The organism is Burkholderia pulmonis (genome assembly GCF_984667975.1).
Genome location: NZ_OZ480186.1, coordinates 3,067,042 through 3,088,423, shown reverse-complemented (window position 1 = coordinate 3,088,423; position 21,382 = coordinate 3,067,042). Strand labels below are relative to the sequence as shown.

Sequence of the window (21,382 nt, the reverse complement as noted above, 5' to 3'; positions counted from 1 at the left end):
GGGACGGCCGTGCGCGGCACGCGAATCGCGCGCATCGGGCAGGAAAAGCCGTCGGAAAAGCCTTCCATTATAGCTTTTCGCGCCACGCCGGACGGGCGGCGGGTTGCGGGCGCGCGACGCCGCCATCAGGTTCCGACCCCTCGACGGCAGTGCACCGGCGGTCAGCGGCATGCGTTCAGCAGGTCGTCGAGCGCGGCCTCCTCGTGCGCGAAGCGTTCGGCGAGGAAGTCGAGCAGCACGCGCACGCGCGGCGCCATGTAGCGCTTGCTGTGATAGATCGCGTGCAGCGGCGCGTCCTGGTGCCGCCAGTCGGGCAGCAGCACGCGCAGCCGGCCCGCGCGGACGTCGTCGGCGATGTCCCACAGCGATTTCAGCGCGATGCCGTGGCCGCGCAGCGTCCATTCGCGCGTGAGGCCGCCGTCGTTGGTCTCGAACGCGGTCGACACGGGCACCGTGTGGATCTGCACGTCGTCGCCGCGCGTGAAATGCCAGGTGTTCATCGGGCCGGACGCGATCGTGATCACGTTGCACGGAAAGCGGGCCAGATCGTGTGGATCGGCCGGCATGCCGTGGCGTTCGACGAACGACGGCGCCGCGCACAGCACGCGCCGGTTGGTCGCGAGCCGGCGGGCGATCAGCGCGCCGTCGGGCGGCGCGGCGAAGCGGATCGCGAGGTCGATCTCGTCCTGCCACAGGTTCGACGACGAATCGGACGCCGTCAGCGCGAACGTGACGTCGGGATGCAGCGTCGTGAATTCGTCGAGCCAGTCGAGCAGCTGGTTGCGGCCGAAATCGGACGTCGACGACAGCCGCACCTTGCCGCTCACGACGTTGCGGCCTTCGTGCAGCATCGCGTCCGCGTCGTCCAGCGCCTGCCGGCAGCAGTTCAGGTACAGCTTGCCCTCGTCGGTGAGCCGCAACTGCCGGGTCGAGCGCTCGAACAGCCGCGTCGCGATCTTCGCCTCGAGCTTCGCGAGGCGCGCGCTCGCGGCGGCCGGCGTGAGGTTCAGCTTGCGCCCGGCGGCCGACAGGCTGCCCAGTTCTGCAGCTTCGACGAACAGCCGGATATCGCCCAGTCGGTCCATGCGATTTTCCAGGAATTTTTGAAACTGGTTCAAATGCCACGCCAATTATCAAATATAGGCGTCTTCGGGACAATGCGCGCACATCCCGCTTCTTGTGCGGTGCGGCACCGACCGGGCGCCGCGTCCGCCGCCTTCCGGAGAACCTCATGCCCATTCCGTTACTGGCGCTCGCGATCAGCGCCTTTGCCATCGGCACCACCGAATTCATCATCATGGGCCTGCTGCCCGAAGTCGCGCACGACCTCGCCGTGTCGCTGCCGTCGGCCGGGCTGCTCGTCACCGGCTACGCGCTCGGCGTCGCGGTCGGCGCGCCGCTGCTCGCGGTGCTTACGAGCCGCATGCCGCGCAAGGCCGCGCTGCAGCTGCTGATGGCGATCTTCATCGTCGGCAACGTGCTGTGCGCGACCGCGTCCGGCTACGCGATGCTGATGGTCGCGCGCGTCGTCACGTCGTTCGCGCACGGGTCGTTCTTCGGGATCGGCGCGGTGGTCGCCGCGTCGCTCGTGCCGGCCGACAAGCGCGCGAGCGCGATCGCGCTGATGTTCACCGGGCTCACGCTGTCGAACGTGCTCGGCGTGCCGTTCGGCACGTTCGTCGGCCAGTTGCTCGGCTGGCGCGCGTCGTTCTGGATCGTCGCCGCGCTCGGGGTGCTCGCGCTCGGCGGCGTGGCCGCGCTGGTGCCGAACCGCCACGACAGCGGGCCGGTCGGCCTTGGCCACGAAGTGCGCGTGCTGAAGGAGCCGCAGGTGTGGCTCGCGCTGCTGATGACGGTGCTCGGCTTCGGCGGCGTGTTCGTCGTGTTCACGTATATCGCGCCGATTCTCGAGACCGTGTCGGGCTACTCGCCGCGCGCGGTCGCGCTGATCCTCGTGCTGTTCGGCGCGGGGCTCACGATCGGCAATACGCTCGGCGGCAAGCTCGCCGACCGTGCGCTGATGCCGTCGCTGATCGCGATCCTCGTCGCGCTGATGGCCGTGATGGCCGTGTTCGCGAAGACGAGCCACCTGCCGGTCGCGGCGGCCGTCACCGTGTTCGTCTGGGGGATCGCCGCGTTCGCGACGGTGCCGCCGCTGCAGGCGCGTGTGGTCGAGAAGGCCGCGAGCGCGCCGCATCTCGCGTCGACGCTCAACATCGGCGCGTTCAACGTCGGCAATGCGGGCGGCGCGTGGCTCGGCGGCCTCGCGCTGGAACACGGTTTCTCGCTCGATGCGCTGCCGTGGGTTGCCGTCGCGGTGACGTTCGCGGCGCTCGTCGTCACGTGGCTCGCGATGCGGCTCGACGCGCGCGGTCCGGCACGCGGTGCGGCGCCGGCGGCGCAGTGAGCATTGCCGGCGCGGGCGGATGGCGACGCAATAGCGGCAGGAAAAGGTTCGCGAGAAACGCATTCCTCCGCGATGCTGATAACGGTGTGAAGATAACTTCGTTTGCCCGCGCAAGGCCGGGTGATAGCGTTTCGATACGCGCCATGGCTGGCGCAACGCGATTCCGATCCCGGCTTACCCCATACGCAGGGCCGCGCGGCGGCCCGGAGGCAATGCTATGTCTTCATCCCTGGCGCTCGTGCGCGACGTGTCTTCCTTCGAGTCCGGCAACGCCGCCGACGTGCGCGCGTCCGCATCGCTCGACCTGCTCGAGCAGGTCGTCGGCGTGAACCTCGCACGCTTGCGCGCCGAGCGGCAACTGTCGCTCGATGCGCTCGCGCGGCTGTCCGGCGTGTCGCGCGCGATGCTCGCGCAGATCGAATCGGCGCGCAGCGTGCCGTCGATCAAGGTGCTCTGCAAGATCGCCGCGGCGCTGAAGGTGTCGGTCGCCGCGTTCCTGCGCCGCCATGCGGTGAACGGCTTCGAGCACCTGGCGGCCGAACGCGCATCGCGCGTCGTCAGCTCGAACGGGCGCTTCTCGGCGCGCGCGCTGTATCCGGAAGGCGAGCCGGCCGCGGCCGAATTCCACGAGCTGCGGATCGCCCCGCTGCATACGGAGCCCGGCGCGCATCGCGCCCCCGGTACGACGGTGAACCTCGTCGTCAGCGAAGGCACGCTCGAAGTCAGCGTGCACGACCGCCGCCAGCTGCTCGCAACCGGCGACGCGATCGTGTTCGATGCGGACCAGCCGTACAGCCTGCGCAATCCGGGCGACAGCGAAGCGCGCGCGTTTCGTGTGACGGTGAGCCCCGAAGTGCCGCCGCGCTGGCTCGTGCCCGACGCCGCGCATGCGGCCCACTGACCGCGCGATCCGCAACAGCCGGGTGGATTTTCCGGCTGTCGCGGGATGGCTGCCCGTCCGTCGGCCGTTCGGACGATGCGGTTAGACGGGGTCGTCAGTAAGGTTTTAGGTGTGGTTCGCTGCGCTTCGCGTGCGGCTGCGGTATGCTTGGCCCGCCGGTGACGGGGAACCCCCGTCCGGCAATCAGTGCGTCTTCAGGGCGGGGCGAAATTCCCCACCGGCGGTAGGCTGGCGTAAGCCGGCGAGCCCGCGAGCGCCCGTGCTTTTGCGCGGGGTCAGCAGATCTGGTCGAATGCCAGAGCCGACGGTCACAGTCCGGATGAGAGAAGATGTGCAGATAGTCATGTCCGTCAGGGCCGCTTCGCGATGCGTGCGAAGCGGGTTGTCGTTCTGTCTGTTTGCAATGCCCTGGAACGTTTTTCGCCCAAATCGTATTTGCGAGGAGCGTTTCACATGTCCTTGATGTCCATCACGTCGGCACCGGCCGACGCCTTTGCCGATCTCCCGTTGCTGGATTCCGAACCGGTGCCGCCGCGCATCGCCGCTGCGCTCGAAGCGATGCGCGCAGGCCGCGCGGTCGTGCTGCAGGACGACCACGACCGCGAGAACGAAGCCGACCTGATCGTCGCCGCCGAGCGCATCACGCCCGAGACGATGGCGCTGCTGATCCGCGAGTGCAGCGGCATCGTGTGCCTGTGCCTGACCGACGATACGGTGCGCGCGCTCGAGCTGCCGCCGATGGTGCAGACCAACGAGAGCCGCAACGGCACCGCGTTCACCGTGTCGATCGAAGCACGCGAAGGCGTGCACACCGGCGTATCGGCAGCCGATCGCGTGACGACGATCCGCGCGGCGATCGCGGAAGGCGCGAAGCCGCACGACATCGTGCGCCCCGGCCACGTCTTTCCGTTGCGTGCGCAACCGGGCGGCGTGCTCGCGCGCCGCGGTCACACCGAAGGGACGGTCGACCTGTCGATCCTCGCGGGCCTGAAGCCGGCCGGCGTGCTGTGCGAGCTGATGAATCCGGACGGCACGATGACGCGCGGCGACGACGTCGAGCGTTTTGCGCAACGCCACGGGCTGCCGATGCTGACGATCGCGGAACTCGTCGAGTTCCGCGAGGCGCTGGCGGCCGCGCGCGAACGCTGCTGCGAACCGGCTTGAGCAAGAGGAAAACGGGCGCGTTCGCGCGCCCTGGGTGCGGCGTGCGCGAACCGGCGCGCGCCAGGCCGGCCTGAACCGGCCGGCATGACAATCAGGACTGCACGTCGCCGAATTCGCCGCGCATGCCGGCTTCGACGAGCGACGGCAGTTCGTCCATCTTTCGCATGATCCGCGTGATGCCCATCGCGCGCAGTGCATCCGCGTAGTTGTCGGGGATGTGGCTCGCGCCGACGAACGCGATCGTCTTCATCCCGGCCGCACGCGCGGCATTCAGCCCAGACACGCTGTCCTCGACGACGACGCAGCGCGCCGGCTCGACGCCGAGCGTGTGTGCCGCATGCAGGTACACGTCGGGGTAGGGCTTCGGCCGCGCCACCTGTTCCGAACTGAATACACGCTCGCCGAAGATCTCGGTGAGCGACGCGCGCTTCAGCGAGTTGCGCACGCGCACGAGCCGGCTGTTCGACACGACGGCCGCCGGCAGCGTGACCTGCAGCAGCGCGTCGCGCACGCCGGAAATCGGCGCGAGCGATTGCGCGAGCGCGACCTCGATGTTGTGCTCGATGGTCTCGATGAAGTTCGCGGGCATCTCGATCCCGAAGCGGGATTCGATTCCGGTAAGGAAGCGCGACGTCTGCTGGCCGAATGCCGATTTTGCGGCAGCCTCGAAATCGAGGTTCGGGAACGTGGCGGACAGCGTGTCGAGCAGCACGCGGTCGGCGATGACTTCGCTGTCGACGAGCACGCCGTCGCAGTCGCAGATGAGGTGATCGAGCATGGTGACGAAAATGCGGGAGACCGGCGACGCCGATCAATTCGCCATCATACGTGCTTTCGCGCGCGCGCCGCGTGACGCTTCGGCAAATTTTCCCGATGCGATCATGCGGCTGCCGTCTGCCGCGCACGCATGCGGTCGATCGCGCGACGGCGGCGGCCGGTTGGCCGCGCCACCGCCGTCGGTTGCGTCACAGCTCGATCACGCGCCCCGTTTTCCACGACGTCGTCGCGGCCTCGGCCAGCTCGAGCGCGGCGAGTCCGTCGTCGATCGTTGTCCTGACCGGCGTGCCGTCGCGCAGTGCGTCGACGAAGTGCGCGATCTCGGCCGCGTACGCATGCCGGTAGCGCTCGAGGAAGAACGGTTCCGGCACGTCCGTCGCGATGCCGCCGGCGAGCCACGCGCTCACCTCGGTCGGCCGCACGTTGCCGGCCTGCAGCATCCCGTGGCTGCCGAGCAGCTCGAAGCGCTGGTCGTAGCCGTAGGCCGCGCGCCGCGACGTGTTGATCTGGCACAGCAGCCCGCGTCGCGTGCGGATCGTCACGGCGGTCGAGTCGATGTCGCCCGCTTCGTGCACGGCCGCATCGGTCAGGCAGCTTCCGGTCGCATGTAGCGTCTGCGCTTCGTCGCCGAGGATCCAGCGGAACACGTCGAAGTCGTGGATCAGCATGTCCTTGAAGATGCCGCCCGAGCTGCGCAGGTAGTCGGCCGGCGGCGCGCCCGGGTCGCGGCTCGTGACGACCAGCATTTCCGGCGCGCCGATCTCGCCGCGTTCGACGCGTGCCTTCAGCGCTGCGAACGTCGGGTCGAAGCGACGCTGGAAACCGATCATGCAGGTCACGCCGGTGCGCCGCACGACGTCCGCGCACGCGCGTGCGCGTTCGACGGTCAGATCGACCGGCTTTTCGCAGAACACGGCCTTGCCCGCGTTTGCGGCGGCGGCGATCAGGTCCGCGTGCGTGTCGGTGCTCGACGCGATCACGACGGCCTGCACCGACGGATCGCCGAGCGCGCGCTCGACGTCGGCGACCTGCGCGCCGTGCGTGTGCGCGAGTGCTTCGGCCGACGGCGCATGCCGGTCGATCACGTACCTGAGCTTCGCGCCCGGGTGGCGGGCGAGATTCGCCGCGTGGATCTTGCCGATCCGGCCCGCGCCGAACAAGGCGAATTCGATCATTCCGTTCTCCTGTTGATTCGATGGTTCTTCCGGCGCGCGGTTGATGTCGGCCGCGCGCCGTGACGGCGCTCAGTGGTTCGCGAGTTCGCCGCGCACGTAGTCGATGCTCGACCGAAGCCGGTCTTCGATGTCGCCGGCTTCGGCGATCTCGCTTGCAAACGGCTCGAACGAGAACGCGCCACGGTAGCCGCGCGCAAGCAGTTCGCGCAGTTGCCGGATATTGCCGAGCCGGTCGGCGCCGCCGACCAGCACGCGATGGCCGTCGCGCATCCGGTCGACCGGCAGGTCGGCTTCCTCGACGCCCGAGATGTGTACGAGGCCCGTGAGGTTCGGGAAAAAGATGTCCTCGCCGGACAGGTGGTGGTGGAACGTGTCGTGCACGAGCCGGAAGACCTGTTCGCCCGCCGCGTCGTAGATGCCCTTCACCGCGTCGGACTTGCGGCGCAGCGCGCATTCCTCGAAACCGAGCGGCTCGATGAAGCCGAGCAGGTTGCGCGCTTCGAGGATCGGCTTCAATGCCTTCAACGCCTTCACGAGATCCGCATGGCGCGCGTCTGCGCGACGCGTGTCGCTGCGGCTGTTGGTCGGGCACAGCACCAGCGCACGCGCGCCGCATTGCGCCGCGTAGTCGGCCAGCACGGTCGCCTCGTCCGCGCGTTCGGGATTCCATTGCTCGAAGCGCTGCAGCGCGTTGATCGTCAGGATCGTCACGCCGCCGGCTTCGGCCGTCGCGCGTACCGCCGCGGCCGGCGTGCCGTCGTCGATCTCGACGCCGTCGAGATCGTTGCGGATCTCGATCGTGTCGACGCCGAGGCGCCGGCACAACGCGACGTAGCGGTCGAGCGGCAAGCGCGGCGCGCTCATCCGGTTCAGCGAAAAGTGGAAAGCTTGCGTCATCGTTCTGTCCTTGGGGCTTGAATGGGGCGGGTTCCGAATCAGGTGCCGGTGTGCACGGCGAGTGCGTGCCACGTGTCGCGCAACCACCGCGCGCACGCAACGTTGTTGTCGAAGATCGAATAGCGTGCGCCGCCGCCGTAGTCGGGAAACGGGATGAACTCGCAACTGATCTGTTCGAGCGGCGCCGGCCGCGCGCGAACCTGCGCGTGAAGCAACTGGCGCAGCGCGGCTTTCCACGTGTCGAGCGCGGTCGCACGCCATTCGCCGTGATACGCGCCCGGCGCGGGCGCGACGAACGGGTACTGGATGCCGCGCCCGGGCCGGCCGTCCGCGCGGCGCATCCAGCGGTTGTCAGGATTGTTCGGCGTCACGCTGCGCGCATGGGCATGCCGGACCCAGCCGCGCGCGATCCAGTCGGAGTAGAGGGCTGCCGGTGAAGCCGGGTCGAGCATCGCGCGGCCGCCGTCGGCCGGGTCGCGCAGGCCCGACGCATCGAGTTCGGTGCGATTGCCGATCTTGAACAGCAGGTGCGAATGATCGAGCGTGATCCGGAACGGCGCGCCCGCCTGTTCGACATGCCGGGCGACGCACGCAACGCGCGGGAAAGCCTCGCTCCACATGTCGACGTGCACTTCGAGGCTCGGCAGGCAGCCGACCGGCTCGCCGCGTTCGTACGTCCGCAGGTAGAAATCGGCAACCTCGCGGTCCGACAGCGGATGGCCGTCCGCGTGATGCGCGTACAGCTGGCAGTTGAGCACCGCGCTGCCGAAGCGGGCGCCCGCGTCGACGATTTCGGCGACGTGCGCTTCGTCGCGGCCCGCGCGCCAGATGCCGCCGATCACGCGAATCGGCAGCGCATGGCGGTCGACCAGCGCGAAATATGGCGACAGGTCTTCACCGCGTACCGGGTTCTTTTCGATGTAATCGAACACGCCGGCCTCGGCGACCATCCGGAAGCGTGCGGCGGGTGCGGGCAACGGCAGGCCGTCGTGTTCGAGCACGCCGTCGAGGTTCACGCCGATGAGGATCGGTTCAGCCATCGTCTCCTGTCCGTTGTCGTCCTGTCGATGGCTGTCCAATGTACGGATGCGCGGCGCGCGCTGCATGACAAACGTTGACGAAAAATCGCCAATGCGGCGGTCGATTTTTAGGCCGTGCGCCGGCGGCGCGACGCGCGGCGGGATTCAGGGCTGCAGATACGGGCTCGTCCTCACGTTCGCCGGGCAGAACAGGCGGAATTCGACCGGGTCGCCCGGCGGCGGCTGGTCGACGATCCCGCAAGCATGCAGCACGTGCTGCAGCGCGGAAATCGCCTGGCCGTCCGGATCCTGGTCGATCGCGAGATCCATCGCGCCGGCTTCGATGAAGGTGCGGTGCAGGTCGATCATCTCGTGGCCGATCCAGACGACGCGGCCGACCGCGCCCGCCTTGCGCAGTGCTGCTTCGATGCCGGCCGAGCCGGCGCCGCTGTTGTAGATCGCGACCACGTCGTCGTGCGCCTGCAGCGCCTTCGTCACCGCGCGGTAGCAGCGGTCGTCCTGGTCGAGCGTCTCGACCGGTTCGTCGTCGCAGCGGACGGCGGCGAACGCGTCGGCGAGCTGGTCGCGGCAGCCGGCCATCCGGTCGGCGTGCGCGCGATAGCCCATGCGCCCGCCGAGCAGCAGGACGCGGCCGGGGCGTGCCGCCAGGCGGCCGATGGTGTAGCCGGCCGTACGCCCGGCGCGGTAGTTGTCGATGCCGGCGAAGTGCGCGCGGTCGATGCCGCCGATGTCGGTGACCATCGTGACGATGGTCTCGCCGCGCGCGATCGCGCCGGCCAGTGCGTCGCGCACGCGGGCCGTGTCGCGCGCGGTGACGATCAGCGCCGCGCGCCGGTACGCGGGCCGCTCGATCAGCGCGGCGGCGCGTTCGTCGTCCGCGGCGGGGAGGATCGTCCGGTGCACGACCACGCGCCGGTCGAGCATCTGCAGCGAGCGCTGCAGCGCCTGCTGCAGCCGCAGGAAGAACGGCGCGTCGGTGTCCGGCAGCAGCACGTCGACGTGGATCAGCCCGTGCCGGGTGTCCGGCAACTGCCTTGGCACGCCGAGCTGCCGGGCGGCCGCCACCACGCGTTCGCGTGCCTGCGCGGACACGCTGCCGCGCTCGTTCAGCACGCGGTCGACGGTGGTCGTGCTGACGCCGGCGAGCGCCGCGATCTCGTCGAAGCGCGCGCTGCGCTTGCGCCAGCGCGGCCCGGATTCTCCTGCCATGGTCGTCTCCATCGTTGGGGGCGCCATCGATCGCGTGGCGTTGCCGGAAACGCTAAAGCGATGGCGAAATTTCGTCAACGTTTCGATTGAGCCGCCGGGGCCGCGGGCCTAATTTTGATTCCATCGCGAAGCGCTCGTTGCGCTTTCCTCGCACAAGAAACCAGGGAGACAGAAGTGGCTCGACCCGACGACCCGACGCGTGACCGCACGGCTGCGCGCCGTCAGGAATACAGAATGATCGGCGGCGCCGGCGAGCGCGCGCACGCGGCGGGGCTCGTCAACGCCGCGTGGTACCGGTGCGCGGTGCCGCGGCCGCTGATGAAGCAGCTGATGCAGCGCGGCGATGCCCGGGCGATTCGCGACACGCTGATCTGGTACGCGGCGATCGCGATCAGCGGCGTACTCGCGTGGCTGGCGTGGCACGCCCATTCGGCGTGGGCGATCCCCGCGTTCTTCGTGTACGGCACGCTCTACTGCAGCCCGGCCGATTCGCGCTGGCACGAATGCGGGCACGGTACCGCGTTCCGCACGCGCTGGATGAACGACGCGCTGTACCAGGTCGCGTCGTTCCAGGTGTTCCGCCGCGCGACCGCCTGGCGCTGGAGCCATGCGCGCCACCACACCGATACGCTGGTCGTCGGGCGCGATCCCGAAATCGCCGCGCCGAAGCCGACCGACTGGCTCGCACTCGTGCTGAACGTCGTCGCGCTGAAGCATGTGGCGGGCGAATTGCGCAAGATGATCGCGGTGTCATTCACCGGCCGGCTCGACGACGAGGAGCGCACTTACGTGCCCGCCTCGGAATGGCCGAAGGTCGTGCGCGAGTCGCGCATCCATCTCGCGGTCTACGCGCTCGTGACGGGTGCCGCGTTGTACTGGCATACGATCCTGCCGCTGCTCTACATCGGGCTGCCGAGCCTCTACGGCGCGTGGCTGTACCTGTACTTCGGCCTCACGCAGCACGCGGGCATGCCCGAGAACGTGCTCGATCACCGGCGCAACTGCCGGACCGTGATGATGAACCCGGTGTTCCGCTTCCTGTACTGGAACATGAACTATCACGTCGAGCACCACATGTTCCCGATGGTGCCGTTCCATGCGCTGCCGCAGCTGCACGAGGCCGTGAAGGCCGACATGCCGCCGCCTTACCGCAGCACGCTGGCCGCCTATGCCGAGATCGTCCCGGCGCTGGTCCGGCAGACGCGCGACCCGTCCGATTACGTCGTGCGGCCGGTGCCGGAAGCCGCGCGGGCATGACCTCATCGAATACGCCAACGAAGGAGACACACCTCATGACGCAATGGATCGACACCGGCGCGCTCGACGACATCGACGACGAAGACGTCGCACGCTTCGACCATGCAGGCCGCACGTACGCGATCTACCGGATCGACGGGCAGGTCTATGCGAGCGACGGCCTGTGCACGCACGAACAGGTGCATCTCGCGGACGGGTTCGTCATGGATCACGTGATCGAATGTCCGAAGCACAACGGGCGTTTCGACGTGCGCGACGGCCGGCCGCTGTCGGCGCCCGCGTGCGAGAAGCTGCGCACGTACCGCGCGAGGATCGAAGACGGTCGCATCCTGATCGAGGTATGACGCGATGGCCAACGACCGGGTGATGGCGATCGTCGGCGCCGGCCATGCGGGCGGTCGCGCGGCGCAGGTGCTGCGCGAATCCGGCTGGCGCGGTCGCATCGTGCTGATCGGCGCGGAGGCGCACCTGCCGTACGAGCGGCCGCCGTTGTCGAAGGGCGTGCTGACGGGCGAGCGCAGCGCGGCGCAATGCGGGCTGCGCGATCCTGGCGCCTGGGCGGCGGATGGCATCGAGCCGGTTGTCGCGACGGTCGAGCGCATCGATCCGCGCGCACGCGAAGTGCGCGTGTCCGGTGGCCGCGTGTTCGGCTACGACGCACTGTTGCTGGCAACCGGCGGCCGTGCGCGCCGCCTTGTGATTCCGGGCGGGGCGCTCGACGGCGTATTTGCGTTGCGCACGCTCGACGATGCCACCGCACTGGGTACGCGGCTCGTGCCCGACGCGCGGATCGTGCTGATCGGCGGCGGCTTCATCGGTCTCGAGGTCGCGGCATCGGCACGCCGGCGCGGTTGCCGCGTGACCGTGCTCGATGCGGCGCCGCGGCTGCTCGGGCGTGCGGTGCCGGAAGCGATTGCGACGCGCGTGCATGCGCTTCACGACGAGCAGGGCGTGGCGATCCGCCTGAACCGGGCGCCCGTTGCGATCGAGCGGACCGCGGGCGGTGCGCTGGCGGTCGTGCTCGACGACGGCGACACGCTGATCGCCGATACGGTCGTTGCCGGTATCGGCATCGAGCCGGCAGACGAGCTGGCACGCGACGCGGGCCTCGCGGTCGCACGGGGAATCGTCGTGAACGCGCAGCTCGAGACGTCGGCGAAGGGCATTTACGCAGCCGGCGATGTCGCGGTGTTTCCGGGCGCGTTATCGGGGCGGCCGGTTCGGCAGGAGACGTGGCACGGCGCGGAGACGCAGGCGCGTGTCGCCGCCCGCAACATGCTCGGCGCCGGCGAGCTGTATCGCGACACGCCGTGGTTCTGGTCGGATCAATACGACGCGCAGTTGCAGGTGGCCGGGGAGCCGGCGCTCGGCGAGCGGTCGGTTGCGCGCGTCCTCGGCACCGATGCGGAAATCCATTTCCATTTCGACGACGGAGCACGGCTGGTCGCCGCGAGCGGTTTCGGTCGCGCGTCGGGGTTCGCCAAGGAAATGCGGATGGCGAGAATGCTGGTGGAGCGCGGGATCGACGTGACGCCGGCTGCTGTCGCGGATGTCGACGTGAAGCTGAAGTCGCTGATGACGGCCGCGAGCGACCGGTAGCGGAAGGGAGGAGGCAGGGGAAGTGACGCGCGCGACGTCGACCGCCGCGCGCGTCGTTCAGGCCGCGATCAGATCGTGGCGTGCAGGTGCAGATACAGGCCGGCTGCCGCGGCGCCGCCGAGCAGCGGGCCGACGACGGGCACCCATGCATAGCGCCAGTCGCTGTCGCGCTTGCCCGGGATCGGCAGCAGCGCGTGCATGATGCGCGGCGACAGGTCGCGCGCAGGGCTCATCGCATAGCCGGTCGGGCCGCCGAGCGAGATGCCGATACCGAGCACGAGCAGGCCGACGGGCAGCGCGTCGAGTGCGCCGAGGCCGACCTGCGGCGACGCGAGGTACAGCACGCCGAGGATCAGCACGAACGTGCAGATCGCTTCGGTCAGCACGTTGTGCGTGACGCTGCGGATCGCGGGTGCCGTACAGAACACCGCGAGCTTCAGGTCCGCATCGACTTCCTTCGCGAAGTGCTGGCGATACGCGAGCCACACGAGCAGCGCGCCCGCCATCCCGCCGAGCATCTGCGCGAGGATGTAGCCGCCGACTTTCGACCACGCGAACTTGCCCGCGAGCGCGAGACTGATCGTGACGATCGGGTTCAGGTGCGCGCCGCTGAACGACGCGGTCACGTACACGGCGACGAAAACGGCCATCGCCCAGCCCATCACGATCACGATCAGGTCCGCGCCTTTGCCCTTGGTCTTTGCAAGCAGCACGTTTGCGACCGCGCCGTTGCCGAGCAGCACGAGAATCGCGGTGCCGATGAATTCTGCAATATAAGGTGACATGGTTGTCTCTCGAATGTCACGGCGGACTCGCGCGTTGCGCGGTCCGCCGGTGTTGTTGTATTTCGTATGGATTTCTTGAGGTTATTGGGCGTCGTCGGCCCATGCCTTCGCAGCACGTACCGCACGCTGCCAGCCGGACATGCAGCGTTCGACCTGCTCCTTCGGCATCGACGGCGAGAAGCGGCGATCGAGCTGCCACTGGTCGCGCACTTCGTCGAGGTTCTTCCAGTAGCCGATCGCGAGGCCCGCGAGGTAGGCCGCGCCGAGCGCGGTCGTCTCGGTGATCTGCGGACGCACCGCGTCGACGCCGAGCAGGTCGGCCTGGAACTGCATCAGCAGGTTGTTCGCGCTCGCGCCGCCGTCCACGCGCAGTTCGCCGATGCTGATGCCCGAATCGGCTTCCATCGCGGCCAGCACGTCGAGCGACTGGTACGCGATCGCATCGAGCGCCGCGCGTGCGAGGTGCGCGGAGGTCGTGCCGCGCGTGACGCCGAACACCGAGCCGCGGGCCCGTGCGTTCCAGTGCGGCGCACCGAGGCCGGCGAACGCGGGCACGAGGTACACGCCGTCGGTATGCGGCACGCTCGCGGCGAGTGCTTCGATTTCCGCTGCCGTCTTGATGATGCCGACGCCGTCGCGCAGCCATTGCACGACCGCGCCCGCGATGAAGATGCTGCCTTCGAGCGCGTACTGCACGTCGTCGCCGATCTGCCAGGCGATCGTCGTGACGAGGTTGTTCTTCGACTCGATCGGCTTGTCGCCGGTGTTCATCATCAGGAAGCAGCCGGTGCCGTAGGTGTTCTTCACCATGCCCGACGTCGTGCACATCTGGCCGAACAGCGCCGCCTGCTGGTCGCCCGCGATGCCCGCGAGCGGGATCTTCGACGCGAACACGGTGGTCTTCGTGTGGCCGTAGATTTCCGACGATGCCTTCACTTCCGGCAGCATGCTGCGCGGGATGTCGAGCAGTTCGAGCAGCTCGTTGTCCCATTCACGCGTGTGGATGTTGAACAGCATCGTGCGCGATGCGTTCGTCACGTCGGTCACGTGCAGTTCGTGCTTCGTGAAGTTCCACACGAGCCAGCTGTCGACGGTGCCGAACGCGAGCTTGCCCTGTTTGGCCTTCTCGCGTGCGCCCGGCACGTTGTCGAGGATCCAGCGGATCTTGGTGCCGGAGAAGTACGAGTCGATCGGCAGGCCGGTCTTCGCGCGCACCTTGGCTTCGAGACCCTGCTTCTTCAGCGAGTCGCAGAAGTCGGCCGTGCGGCGATCCTGCCAGACGATCGCGTTGTAGACGGGCTGGCCCGTCTCGCGATCCCAGACGATGGTCGTCTCGCGCTGGTTCGTGATGCCGATCGCGGCGATCGACGTGCCGTTCAGGCCCGTGCGCGTGACGGCTTCCGCGGCGACGCCGGCTTGCGTCGACCAGATTTCCTGCGGGTCGTGCTCGACCCAGCCGGGTTGCGGGTAGATCTGTTCGAATTCCTTCTGGGCGATCGATACGATATTGCCCTGGCGATCGAACAGCATCGCGCGGGAACTCGTGGTGCCCTGGTCAAGCGCGAGGATGTACTGGTCCTGCATGTCTCTCATCTCCATCCGTGAATTGGCGTAGTTGTGATGCGCGCCGCATGTGGGGCGGCGCGTCGGTGAGTCAACGTCGGTGAAGCAACTGCAACTGCATTCGGATCAGGCGTGCTGCGCGTGCGCGGCGGCGAACCACGCGTCGACCGCGGCCGTCACCGCGTCGAGCGTGCCCGGCGCGACATGCAGGCCGAGCTTCGAGCGGCGCCACAGCACGTCCTGCGCGCAGGTCGCCCATTCGGCGTCGCGCAGGTAGCGCAGTTCGGCGTCGTGGATGCCCGGTGCGATTTCGGTGCCGAGATCGGCGAGCGACTTCGCGCCGTCGACCACGCGCTCCGCGCGCGTGCCGTATGCACGCGCATAGCGGCGGGCGAGTGCGGCGGGCAGCCACGGATGGCGTTTCGCGAACGCGCCGGCGAACACGTCGAACTTCGCGTTCGCGATGTCGCCGCCCGGCAGCGCGACGCCGGCCGTCCAGGTCTTCGCGTCGCTGCCGAGCGCGCGGCACAGCATGTCGCCGGCTTCTTCGGCGAGCTTGCGGAACGTCGTGATCTTGCCGCCGAACACCGACAGCAGCGGGGCGCCCGCGCCGTCGTCGAGTTCGAGGCGGTAGTCGCGCGTGACGGCCGACGCGTTCGCCGCGTTCTCGTCCTCGAGCAGCGGGCGCACGCCGGAATAGGTCCAGTGCACGTCGGCCGGCGAGATCTTGCGCTTGAAGTAGCGGTTGATCGAGTCGCACAGGTACTGCGTCTCGTCGCGATCGATCGCGACCTTCGCGGGATCGCTCGTGTATTCGACGTCGGTCGTGCCGATCAGCGTGAAATCGTGTTCGTACGGGATCGCGAAGATGATCCGCTTGTCCGGGTTCTGGAAGATGTACGCGTGATCGTGGTCGAACAGGCGGCGCGTGATGATGTGGCTGCCCTTCACGAGCCGCACGCTGTGATGCGCGCCGCGCCCGAGCGCACCGTGCAGCACTTCACCGACCCACGGGCCGGCCGCGTTCGCGACCGCGCGCGCGTGCACGACACGGATCGAACCGTCGGCGTGCTGCAACCGCGCTTCCCATTCGTCGCCGCGGCGTTCGGCGGAAACGAGCTTCGTGCGCGTCAGGATCTCGGCGCCGCGCTCCTGCGCATCCATCGCGTTCAGCACGACGAGGCGTGCATCGTCGACCCAGCCGTCGGAATACACGAAGCCGCGCTTGATCGAATCGATCAGCGGTGCGCCGGCCGCATGGCGGCGCATGTCGATGCCGCGCGAGCCGGGCAGCAGTTCGCGTTTCGCGAGGTGATCGTAGAGGAACAGGCCGATGCGGATCAGCCAGGCCGGACGCAGGTTAGGCATGTGCGGCATCACGAAGCGCAGCGGCCACATGATGTGCGGCGCCGCGCGCAGCAGCGTCTCGCGCTCCTGCAGCGCCTTGCGCACGAGCCCGAACTCGTTGTACTCGAGGTAGCGCAGGCCGCCGTGAATCAGCTTCGTGCTGGACGACGACGTGTGCGACGCGAGGTCGTCCTGCTCGCAGAGCAGGACCGACAGGCCGCGGCCGGCCGCATCGCGCGCGATCCCCGCGCCGTTGATGCCGCCGCCGACGACGAGCAGATCGTAGCGATTCGGTTGGGTCACCTGCTGTCCTTATCGTCTGTTGAAATAGGGTGAACATAAAATGTTCGAATTCGAAATTTAACGAACGAAATCGAAAAAGTAAAGTTCGATAAAGCGGGGCCAGTAGCGCGCGGCGCGATCCCGGACGATACTGGCGGAATCGACCGTTTCGCGAGGTGAATCATGCGTATTGGGATGTGGGCCGGCGTGGGCGCCGTCCTTCTGGCGGGATGCAGCGCGGGCATGCCGCCGCTCGCCGGTAACTGGCGGGCGCCGTCGTTCGTCGACCTGCAGACGTCGTGCGGCGGCACGGCGCGCGACTGGGGCGCGGATGCGCAGCCGGTCTACTCGACGCTGTACGACGCGTACGTGGCCAAACGGTATCGCGGGCTGACCGAAGCGAACTACTGCGCGTTCGTAAACGAACTTTCGACGCACTATGCGGCGCCTGACGCGGCAACGCGTGCCGGCTGGGTCACGTATTTCAACGGTGCGCGCGCCCAGGCCATCAGCTGGCGGGCGGCAGTCGATCCGACGCTGCGCGGCGGCTGAGCCGGCTGCGGCGAACGGGCGGGGGAAGCGGGAGCGACCGCCCAGCCGGAATCGGCTGCGCGGTCAGATCAGGTCAGGAACGGCGGAAATTCAAGAATAGCGGTACTTGATGGATCGCAGCGCGGCGTCGCCGGTCTCGGTCACGCAGTACTTGCGCCCCGAGCCGAGCCCTTCCAGGCGAACGAGCTGCTGTTCGAGCAGGATGTCCAGTTCATCCCGATCCATGTCGCGCTGATCAGGCGCGTCCTTCACTAGCAATAGCGTGGCGAATTCATGCGGACTCAGCATCGTTCTCTCCATGGCAATCGGGCTGCCCGCGCGGCCGGCGCACACGCCGACGCGCGATACCCCGCGGGGTATGGCTTGGGGGGAAAAGCTGCATTCGCCGGCCTGCAATTCGCACCGCCCTGGCACAGGCGGATCGGGCAAACGGGCCGGGGAACTGGAGTCTAGTCGAGCGCGCAGGCAACGACAAATCGTGCCCCGTTAATTTTCCGATTGACAGGAAGATGCGCCGCAAGCGGTTCGCGCGCGGCGCCAACTTCTTGATTTCACTTGAAGTTTCAGGTGCGGTGCAGCATCGCAACCGTCATTCCGCGACGTACACCTGGGTGCCGGCGGCAGCGACCGTATCGGCCATCTCCGGCGGCAGCGGCTTGTCGGTGAAGAGGGCGTGCACCTGGCTCAGGTGGCCCTGGCGCACCAGCGCCGGGCGGCCGACCTTCGAATGGTCGGTCACGAGGTAGACCGTGCGCGCGTGCTGCATGATCGCCTCGGCCACGCGCACTTCGCGCGTGTCGAAGTCGCGCAGCGTGCCGTCGGCCTCGATCGCCGACGTGCCGATGATCGCGTAGTCGACCTTGAACTGGCGGATGAAGTCGATCGCGAGCTCGCCGACGATACCCTTGTCCCACGGCCGCACGATGCCGCCCGTGATCAGCACCTCGCAGTCGGGGTAGCCGCTCATCATCGACGCGACGTTCAGGTTGTTCGTGATCACGTGCAGCCCGTGATGGCGGTTCAGCGCACGCGCGACTTCCTCGGTGGTCGTGCCGAGGTTGATGAACAGCGACGCCTGGTCGGGGATGTGCGACGCTGCAAGCGCCGCGATGCGCCGCTTCTCGTCGTGGAACATCCGCTGGCGCGCGGTGTACGACACGTTCTCCGAACTGGTCGGCAGGCTCGCGCCGCCATGGTAGCGGCGCAGCAGGTTCAGGTCGGCGAGCCAGTTCACGTCGCGGCGGATCGTCTGCGGCGTCACCGCGAAGTGCGCGGCGAGATCGTCGACGGTCACGAAGCCGTCGCGCTGCACCCATTCGAGCAGTTCCTGCTGACGCGCGTTGAGGGTGAGGCGGGGATCTCGGGTCATGGCTCGATGGTCGTGTCGTGAGACGGAGCGGATATTGTAAGGGCGGTAACGGCGTTCGGCCGGTCCGGCCCGCACGGCGCACCATGATTCATGCGCCAATCGCATGGATTCATTTGATAAATGAATTTGTACGATTGTGCTGATCGCGCTGCAATAATGGATTGCCCGCGCACGCGGGCGTGTTCATTCGGCTTTCGACGAGGTGGCATCGATGACTGGCTTCAACTGGCACAACCCGTATCCGACGACCCGCATCCCGGTGTTCGCGCGCAACGTCGTATCGACGTCGCACCCGCTCGCCGCGCAGGCCGGGCTGCGGATGCTGTGGAAGGGCGGCAACGCGGTCGACGCGGCGCTGGCCGCGGCGGCGGCGATCACCGTCGTCGAGCCCGTGTCGTGCGGGCTCGGCGGCGACGCGTTCGCGCTCGTGTGGGACGGCGAGCGGCTGTCCGGGCTGAATGCGTCGGGTGTCGCGCCGGCCGCGTGGGACGTCGACTATTTCCGCAAGCGCCACGGCGAGGACGCGCACGGCATCGCGAACAAGCCGACGCGCGGCTGGGACACGGTCACCGTGCCGGGCGTGATCGCGGGCTGGGAGGCGCTGCACGCGAAGTTCGGTTCGCTGCCGTTCGCGGACCTGCTCGAGCCGGCGATCGAGATCGCGGAGCGCGGTTATGCGGTGCCGCCGATCGTCGCGCACAAGTGGGCGGCGGCCGTCCCCGAACTGCAGGGCCTGCCGGGTTTCGCCGAGACCTTCATGCCGCGCGGCCGCGCGCCGCTCGTCGGCGAACGCATGTGCCTGCCCGGTCATGCGCAGACGCTGCGCACGCTCGCGAAGGACGGCGCCCGTGCGTTCTACGAAGGCGCGCTCGCGGAGCGCATGGCAGCCTTCGCGCGCGAAGGCGGCGGGGCGCTGACCGAAGCCGACCTGCGCGCGTACCGGCCGGAATGGGTCGAGCCGATCGGCAAGCGGTTCGGCCGCCACACGATTCACGAGATCCCGCCGAACGGGCAGGGCATCGCCGCGCTGATCGCACTCGGGATCGCCGAGCATGCGGGCGTGACCGAATGGCCGCTCGATTCGGTCGACTCGCAGCATCTGCAGATCGAGGCGATGAAGCTCGCGTTCGCGGACGTCTATCGTTACGTCGCCGATCCGCGCGCGATGGACGTCACGCCCGAGCAGATGCTCGACGATGCGTATCTCGCCGAGCGTGCAAAGCTGATCGATCCGGCGCGCGCGACGCATTTCGGCGCCGGCCGGCCGCATTCGGGCGGCACGGTCTACCTGTCGGCGGCCGACGAGCGCGGGATGATGGTGAGCTTTATCCAGTCGAACTACATGGGTTTCGGCTCGGGGCTCGTCGTGCCGGGCACTGGCATCGCATTGCAGAACCGCGGGCACGGCTTTTCGATGGATCCGGCTTCGCCGAACGTCGTCGCGGGCGGCAAGCGGCCGTTCCACACGATCATTCCGGCGTTCGCCACCGAAGAGGTCGACGGCCGCACCGAGGCCGTGATGAGCTTCGGCGTGATGGGTGGCGACATGCAGCCGCAAGGCCATCTGCAGACCGTCGTGCGGATGCTCGGCTACGGGCAGCAGCCGCAGGCTGCATGCGATGCGCCGCGCTGGAAGGTCAACCGCGACTTCACGCTCGACGTCGAATCGACGATGAATCGCGCGACCGTCGACGCATTGGCTGCACGCGGTCATACGATCAAGTCGATCGACGATCCTTACATGGATTTCGGTTCGGGGCAGTTCATCTGGCGTCTCGACCGCGACGATCGCGAGCGCGGCTACGTGGCCGCGAGCGACAGCCGGCGCGACGGCCTGGCGGCCGGTTTCTGACGGATCGCTTCCAGCGTTCGCTTGCAATTGTTGCGCATGACGGGCGGCCGAACGGCCGCCCGTTTCGTTTGGTGCGGCACGCACCACCAAACGCGCGCAAGCGGTTTGAAGGACTCGTCTAACGAACGGCAACAGATGCCGTGGAACTGCGCTTGTCGGGTATGGTCAGTGCTCTGGAGCACGAACATCAAAGTCCGGCTAAGATGCCAGCATGGTTCGGCCGGACCAATTCACTATAAACGACGTAAAACGCCGCCTGCGGGAAGGCTGGCGCCTGTGCCGAAGGCATGGGCCGGCCCCCGCGCGACGACTGGGAGCGCACCACCATGGACACCAAAACGACGCATGTGATGCCGTGGCGTATCGAGGACATCGACCTGAACCGGATCGATCGTCAGCGTGCCGCCGCGAACGAGGATCTGTTGCTGTTGCTGTGCGCGTCGTCGTTCATCGAAAGCGGCTCGGATCTCTACACGAGCAACCTGAGCGAATTTTTCAATGACGATCCGGAAGTCTCCGCATGGCTCAACAATGCATGGGAGCACGAAGAATTGCAGCACGGCCGCGCGTTGAAGGCGTACATCGCGCACGTGTGGCCGGAGTTCGACTGGGATACCGCCTTCGCGAATTTCTTCGCCGAGTATTCGAAGACCTGCTCGATCGAGGCGTTCGAGAAGACCCGTGCGCTCGAAATGGTCGCGCGCTGCGTCGTCGAGACGGGCACGGCCACGCTCTATCGCGCGATCAACGAGTGCTCGGACGAGCCGGTGCTGAAGGAAATCACCGACAACATCCGCACCGACGAAGTGCGTCACTACAAGCACTTCTTCAAGTTCTTCAAGAAGTACAACCAGGTCGAAGGCAACGGCCGGCTCGCCGTGCTCGGTGCGCTGGCGCGCCGCGTGATGGAAATCAAGAACGAGGATTCCGAGATCGCGCTGCGCCACGTGTTCGCGATCCGCTATCCGGACCGCGTCGGCGACAACCAGTACAACCGCGAGCGCGCCGCTCGCATCAATTCGCTCGTCCGTCGCAACCTGTCGGCCGACATGTGCGTGAAGATGCTGCTCAAGCCGCTCGACCTGCCCGCGAAGATCCAGCCGGGCCTCCACTATCCGCTCACGAAGATCACGCGGCACGTTTTCCTGCGCTGATCGCCGCGACACGGCCCGTCGCGCGTATGCTGGTGCATCCTCATCCGGGCCG

Annotated in this window: 20 protein-coding genes and 1 riboswitch; of the genes, 9 read left to right on the top strand and 11 right to left on the bottom strand. The window is 67.9% G+C overall.

Features of this window, described 5'->3' with window-relative positions; all coding sequences use genetic code 11:
* Positions 1–161: 161 nt before the first annotated feature.
* Positions 162–1,085 carry a LysR family transcriptional regulator gene (locus tag AC5LXK_RS14345; RefSeq protein ID WP_493389408.1) on the bottom strand — a complete coding sequence of 308 codons (924 nt, stop codon included), beginning with the start codon at positions 1,083–1,085 and terminating at the stop codon, positions 162–164.
* Between the two features lie 146 nt (positions 1,086–1,231).
* Between AC5LXK_RS14345 and AC5LXK_RS14340 the strand changes: the two genes are divergently transcribed.
* From AC5LXK_RS14340 to ribB, 3 genes are all read left to right on the top strand, one after another.
* Entirely contained in the window at positions 1,232–2,407 is a 1,176-nt protein-coding gene (locus AC5LXK_RS14340; RefSeq protein ID WP_493389407.1) for an MFS transporter, read from the top strand.
* 217 nt (positions 2,408–2,624) lie between these two features.
* Positions 2,625–3,308, top strand: coding sequence for a helix-turn-helix domain-containing protein (locus AC5LXK_RS14335; protein ID WP_493389406.1), 684 nt, complete (start codon positions 2,625–2,627; stop codon positions 3,306–3,308).
* A 186-nt stretch (positions 3,309–3,494) separates the two neighbouring features.
* A riboswitch (FMN riboswitch) is annotated at positions 3,495–3,643 on the top strand.
* Positions 3,644–3,761: 118 nt separating this feature from the next.
* On the top strand, positions 3,762–4,472 hold the full coding sequence (gene ribB / locus AC5LXK_RS14330) for a 3,4-dihydroxy-2-butanone-4-phosphate synthase (protein ID WP_493389405.1): 711 nt from the start codon (positions 3,762–3,764) through the stop codon (positions 4,470–4,472).
* A gap of 91 nt (positions 4,473–4,563) precedes the next feature.
* Here ribB and AC5LXK_RS14325 read toward each other — a convergent pair whose 3' ends face one another.
* The 5 genes from AC5LXK_RS14325 to AC5LXK_RS14305 all read right to left on the bottom strand — a co-directional run bounded on the left by AC5LXK_RS14325 (position 4,564) and on the right by AC5LXK_RS14305 (position 9,570).
* Positions 4,564–5,250, bottom strand: a complete 687-nt coding sequence (locus AC5LXK_RS14325; protein ID WP_493389404.1) for an HAD family hydrolase — start codon at positions 5,248–5,250, stop codon at positions 4,564–4,566.
* A 187-nt stretch (positions 5,251–5,437) separates the two neighbouring features.
* On the bottom strand, positions 5,438–6,424 hold the full coding sequence (iolG, locus tag AC5LXK_RS14320) for an inositol 2-dehydrogenase (protein WP_493389402.1): 987 nt from the start codon (positions 6,422–6,424) through the stop codon (positions 5,438–5,440).
* A 69-nt stretch (positions 6,425–6,493) separates the two neighbouring features.
* Entirely contained in the window at positions 6,494–7,321 is an 828-nt protein-coding gene (locus AC5LXK_RS14315) for a TIM barrel protein (RefSeq protein ID WP_493389401.1), read from the bottom strand.
* A 38-nt stretch (positions 7,322–7,359) separates the two neighbouring features.
* Positions 7,360–8,361, bottom strand: coding sequence for a xylose isomerase (locus AC5LXK_RS14310; protein WP_493389399.1), 1,002 nt, complete (start codon positions 8,359–8,361; stop codon positions 7,360–7,362).
* Between the two features lie 144 nt (positions 8,362–8,505).
* Positions 8,506–9,570: a LacI family DNA-binding transcriptional regulator gene (locus AC5LXK_RS14305; protein ID WP_493389398.1), complete on the bottom strand. Its 1,065-nt coding sequence runs from the start codon at positions 9,568–9,570 to the stop codon at positions 8,506–8,508.
* Positions 9,571–9,744: 174 nt separating this feature from the next.
* Between AC5LXK_RS14305 and AC5LXK_RS14300 the strand changes: the two genes are divergently transcribed.
* Genes AC5LXK_RS14300 through AC5LXK_RS14290 form a run of 3 tightly spaced genes read left to right on the top strand, consistent with a single transcriptional unit; the run spans position 9,745 to position 12,426 of the window.
* Positions 9,745–10,827, top strand: a complete 1,083-nt coding sequence (locus AC5LXK_RS14300) for a fatty acid desaturase family protein (protein WP_493389397.1) — start codon at positions 9,745–9,747, stop codon at positions 10,825–10,827.
* Positions 10,828–10,862: 35 nt separating this feature from the next.
* Positions 10,863–11,171 carry a non-heme iron oxygenase ferredoxin subunit gene (locus AC5LXK_RS14295; protein WP_493389396.1) on the top strand — a complete coding sequence of 103 codons (309 nt, stop codon included), beginning with the start codon at positions 10,863–10,865 and terminating at the stop codon, positions 11,169–11,171.
* A gap of 4 nt (positions 11,172–11,175) precedes the next feature.
* Positions 11,176–12,426: an NAD(P)/FAD-dependent oxidoreductase gene (locus AC5LXK_RS14290; RefSeq protein WP_493389395.1), complete on the top strand. Its 1,251-nt coding sequence runs from the start codon at positions 11,176–11,178 to the stop codon at positions 12,424–12,426.
* A gap of 68 nt (positions 12,427–12,494) precedes the next feature.
* On the opposite strand, the gene AC5LXK_RS14285 is transcribed toward AC5LXK_RS14290, so the two are convergent.
* From AC5LXK_RS14285 to glpD, 3 genes are all read right to left on the bottom strand, one after another.
* On the bottom strand, positions 12,495–13,211 hold the full coding sequence (locus AC5LXK_RS14285; RefSeq protein WP_493389394.1) for an MIP/aquaporin family protein: 717 nt from the start codon (positions 13,209–13,211) through the stop codon (positions 12,495–12,497).
* Between the two features lie 81 nt (positions 13,212–13,292).
* The gene (gene glpK, locus AC5LXK_RS14280) at positions 13,293–14,795 is read right to left on the bottom strand and encodes a glycerol kinase GlpK (RefSeq protein WP_493389393.1); all 1,503 of its coding nucleotides are present in this window, start codon (positions 14,793–14,795) and stop codon (positions 13,293–13,295) included.
* A gap of 105 nt (positions 14,796–14,900) precedes the next feature.
* The gene (gene glpD / locus AC5LXK_RS14275) at positions 14,901–16,424 is read right to left on the bottom strand and encodes a glycerol-3-phosphate dehydrogenase (protein WP_493389392.1); all 1,524 of its coding nucleotides are present in this window, start codon (positions 16,422–16,424) and stop codon (positions 14,901–14,903) included.
* A 162-nt stretch (positions 16,425–16,586) separates the two neighbouring features.
* On the opposite strand from glpD, the gene AC5LXK_RS14270 reads away from it, so the two are divergent.
* Positions 16,587–16,955: a hypothetical protein gene (locus tag AC5LXK_RS14270; protein ID WP_493389391.1), complete on the top strand. Its 369-nt coding sequence runs from the start codon at positions 16,587–16,589 to the stop codon at positions 16,953–16,955.
* 90 nt (positions 16,956–17,045) lie between these two features.
* Here AC5LXK_RS14270 and AC5LXK_RS14265 read toward each other — a convergent pair whose 3' ends face one another.
* Entirely contained in the window at positions 17,046–17,243 is a 198-nt protein-coding gene (locus AC5LXK_RS14265; protein WP_006477892.1) for a hypothetical protein, read from the bottom strand.
* A 301-nt stretch (positions 17,244–17,544) separates the two neighbouring features.
* The gene (locus AC5LXK_RS14260) at positions 17,545–18,324 is read right to left on the bottom strand and encodes a DeoR/GlpR family DNA-binding transcription regulator (protein ID WP_006493999.1); all 780 of its coding nucleotides are present in this window, start codon (positions 18,322–18,324) and stop codon (positions 17,545–17,547) included.
* A 211-nt stretch (positions 18,325–18,535) separates the two neighbouring features.
* Between AC5LXK_RS14260 and AC5LXK_RS14255 the strand changes: the two genes are divergently transcribed.
* Entirely contained in the window at positions 18,536–20,176 is a 1,641-nt protein-coding gene (locus tag AC5LXK_RS14255) for a gamma-glutamyltransferase family protein (RefSeq protein WP_493389390.1), read from the top strand.
* A gap of 326 nt (positions 20,177–20,502) precedes the next feature.
* Positions 20,503–21,330, top strand: coding sequence for a ferritin-like domain-containing protein (locus AC5LXK_RS14250; protein ID WP_493389389.1), 828 nt, complete (start codon positions 20,503–20,505; stop codon positions 21,328–21,330).
* Positions 21,331–21,382 lie beyond the last annotated feature (52 nt).

Coding starts and splice junctions, on each gene's coding strand:
- AC5LXK_RS14345 (WP_493389408.1), bottom strand. CDS start 1,085: ATGGACCGACTGGGCGATATCCGGCTGTTCGTCGAAGCTGCAGAACTG.
- AC5LXK_RS14340 (WP_493389407.1), top strand. CDS start 1,232: ATGCCCATTCCGTTACTGGCGCTCGCGATCAGCGCCTTTGCCATCGGC.
- AC5LXK_RS14335 (WP_493389406.1), top strand. CDS start 2,625: ATGTCTTCATCCCTGGCGCTCGTGCGCGACGTGTCTTCCTTCGAGTCC.
- ribB (WP_493389405.1), top strand. CDS start 3,762: ATGTCCTTGATGTCCATCACGTCGGCACCGGCCGACGCCTTTGCCGAT.
- AC5LXK_RS14325 (WP_493389404.1), bottom strand. CDS start 5,250: ATGCTCGATCACCTCATCTGCGACTGCGACGGCGTGCTCGTCGACAGC.
- iolG (WP_493389402.1), bottom strand. CDS start 6,424: ATGATCGAATTCGCCTTGTTCGGCGCGGGCCGGATCGGCAAGATCCAC.
- AC5LXK_RS14315 (WP_493389401.1), bottom strand. CDS start 7,321: ATGACGCAAGCTTTCCACTTTTCGCTGAACCGGATGAGCGCGCCGCGC.
- AC5LXK_RS14310 (WP_493389399.1), bottom strand. CDS start 8,361: ATGGCTGAACCGATCCTCATCGGCGTGAACCTCGACGGCGTGCTCGAA.
- AC5LXK_RS14305 (WP_493389398.1), bottom strand. CDS start 9,570: ATGGCAGGAGAATCCGGGCCGCGCTGGCGCAAGCGCAGCGCGCGCTTC.
- AC5LXK_RS14295 (WP_493389396.1), top strand. CDS start 10,863: ATGACGCAATGGATCGACACCGGCGCGCTCGACGACATCGACGACGAA.
- AC5LXK_RS14290 (WP_493389395.1), top strand. CDS start 11,176: ATGGCCAACGACCGGGTGATGGCGATCGTCGGCGCCGGCCATGCGGGC.
- AC5LXK_RS14285 (WP_493389394.1), bottom strand. CDS start 13,211: ATGTCACCTTATATTGCAGAATTCATCGGCACCGCGATTCTCGTGCTG.
- glpK (WP_493389393.1), bottom strand. CDS start 14,795: ATGCAGGACCAGTACATCCTCGCGCTTGACCAGGGCACCACGAGTTCC.
- AC5LXK_RS14270 (WP_493389391.1), top strand. CDS start 16,587: ATGCGTATTGGGATGTGGGCCGGCGTGGGCGCCGTCCTTCTGGCGGGA.
- AC5LXK_RS14265 (WP_006477892.1), bottom strand. CDS start 17,243: ATGCTGAGTCCGCATGAATTCGCCACGCTATTGCTAGTGAAGGACGCG.
- AC5LXK_RS14260 (WP_006493999.1), bottom strand. CDS start 18,324: ATGACCCGAGATCCCCGCCTCACCCTCAACGCGCGTCAGCAGGAACTG.
- AC5LXK_RS14255 (WP_493389390.1), top strand. CDS start 18,536: ATGACTGGCTTCAACTGGCACAACCCGTATCCGACGACCCGCATCCCG.
- AC5LXK_RS14250 (WP_493389389.1), top strand. CDS start 20,503: ATGGACACCAAAACGACGCATGTGATGCCGTGGCGTATCGAGGACATC.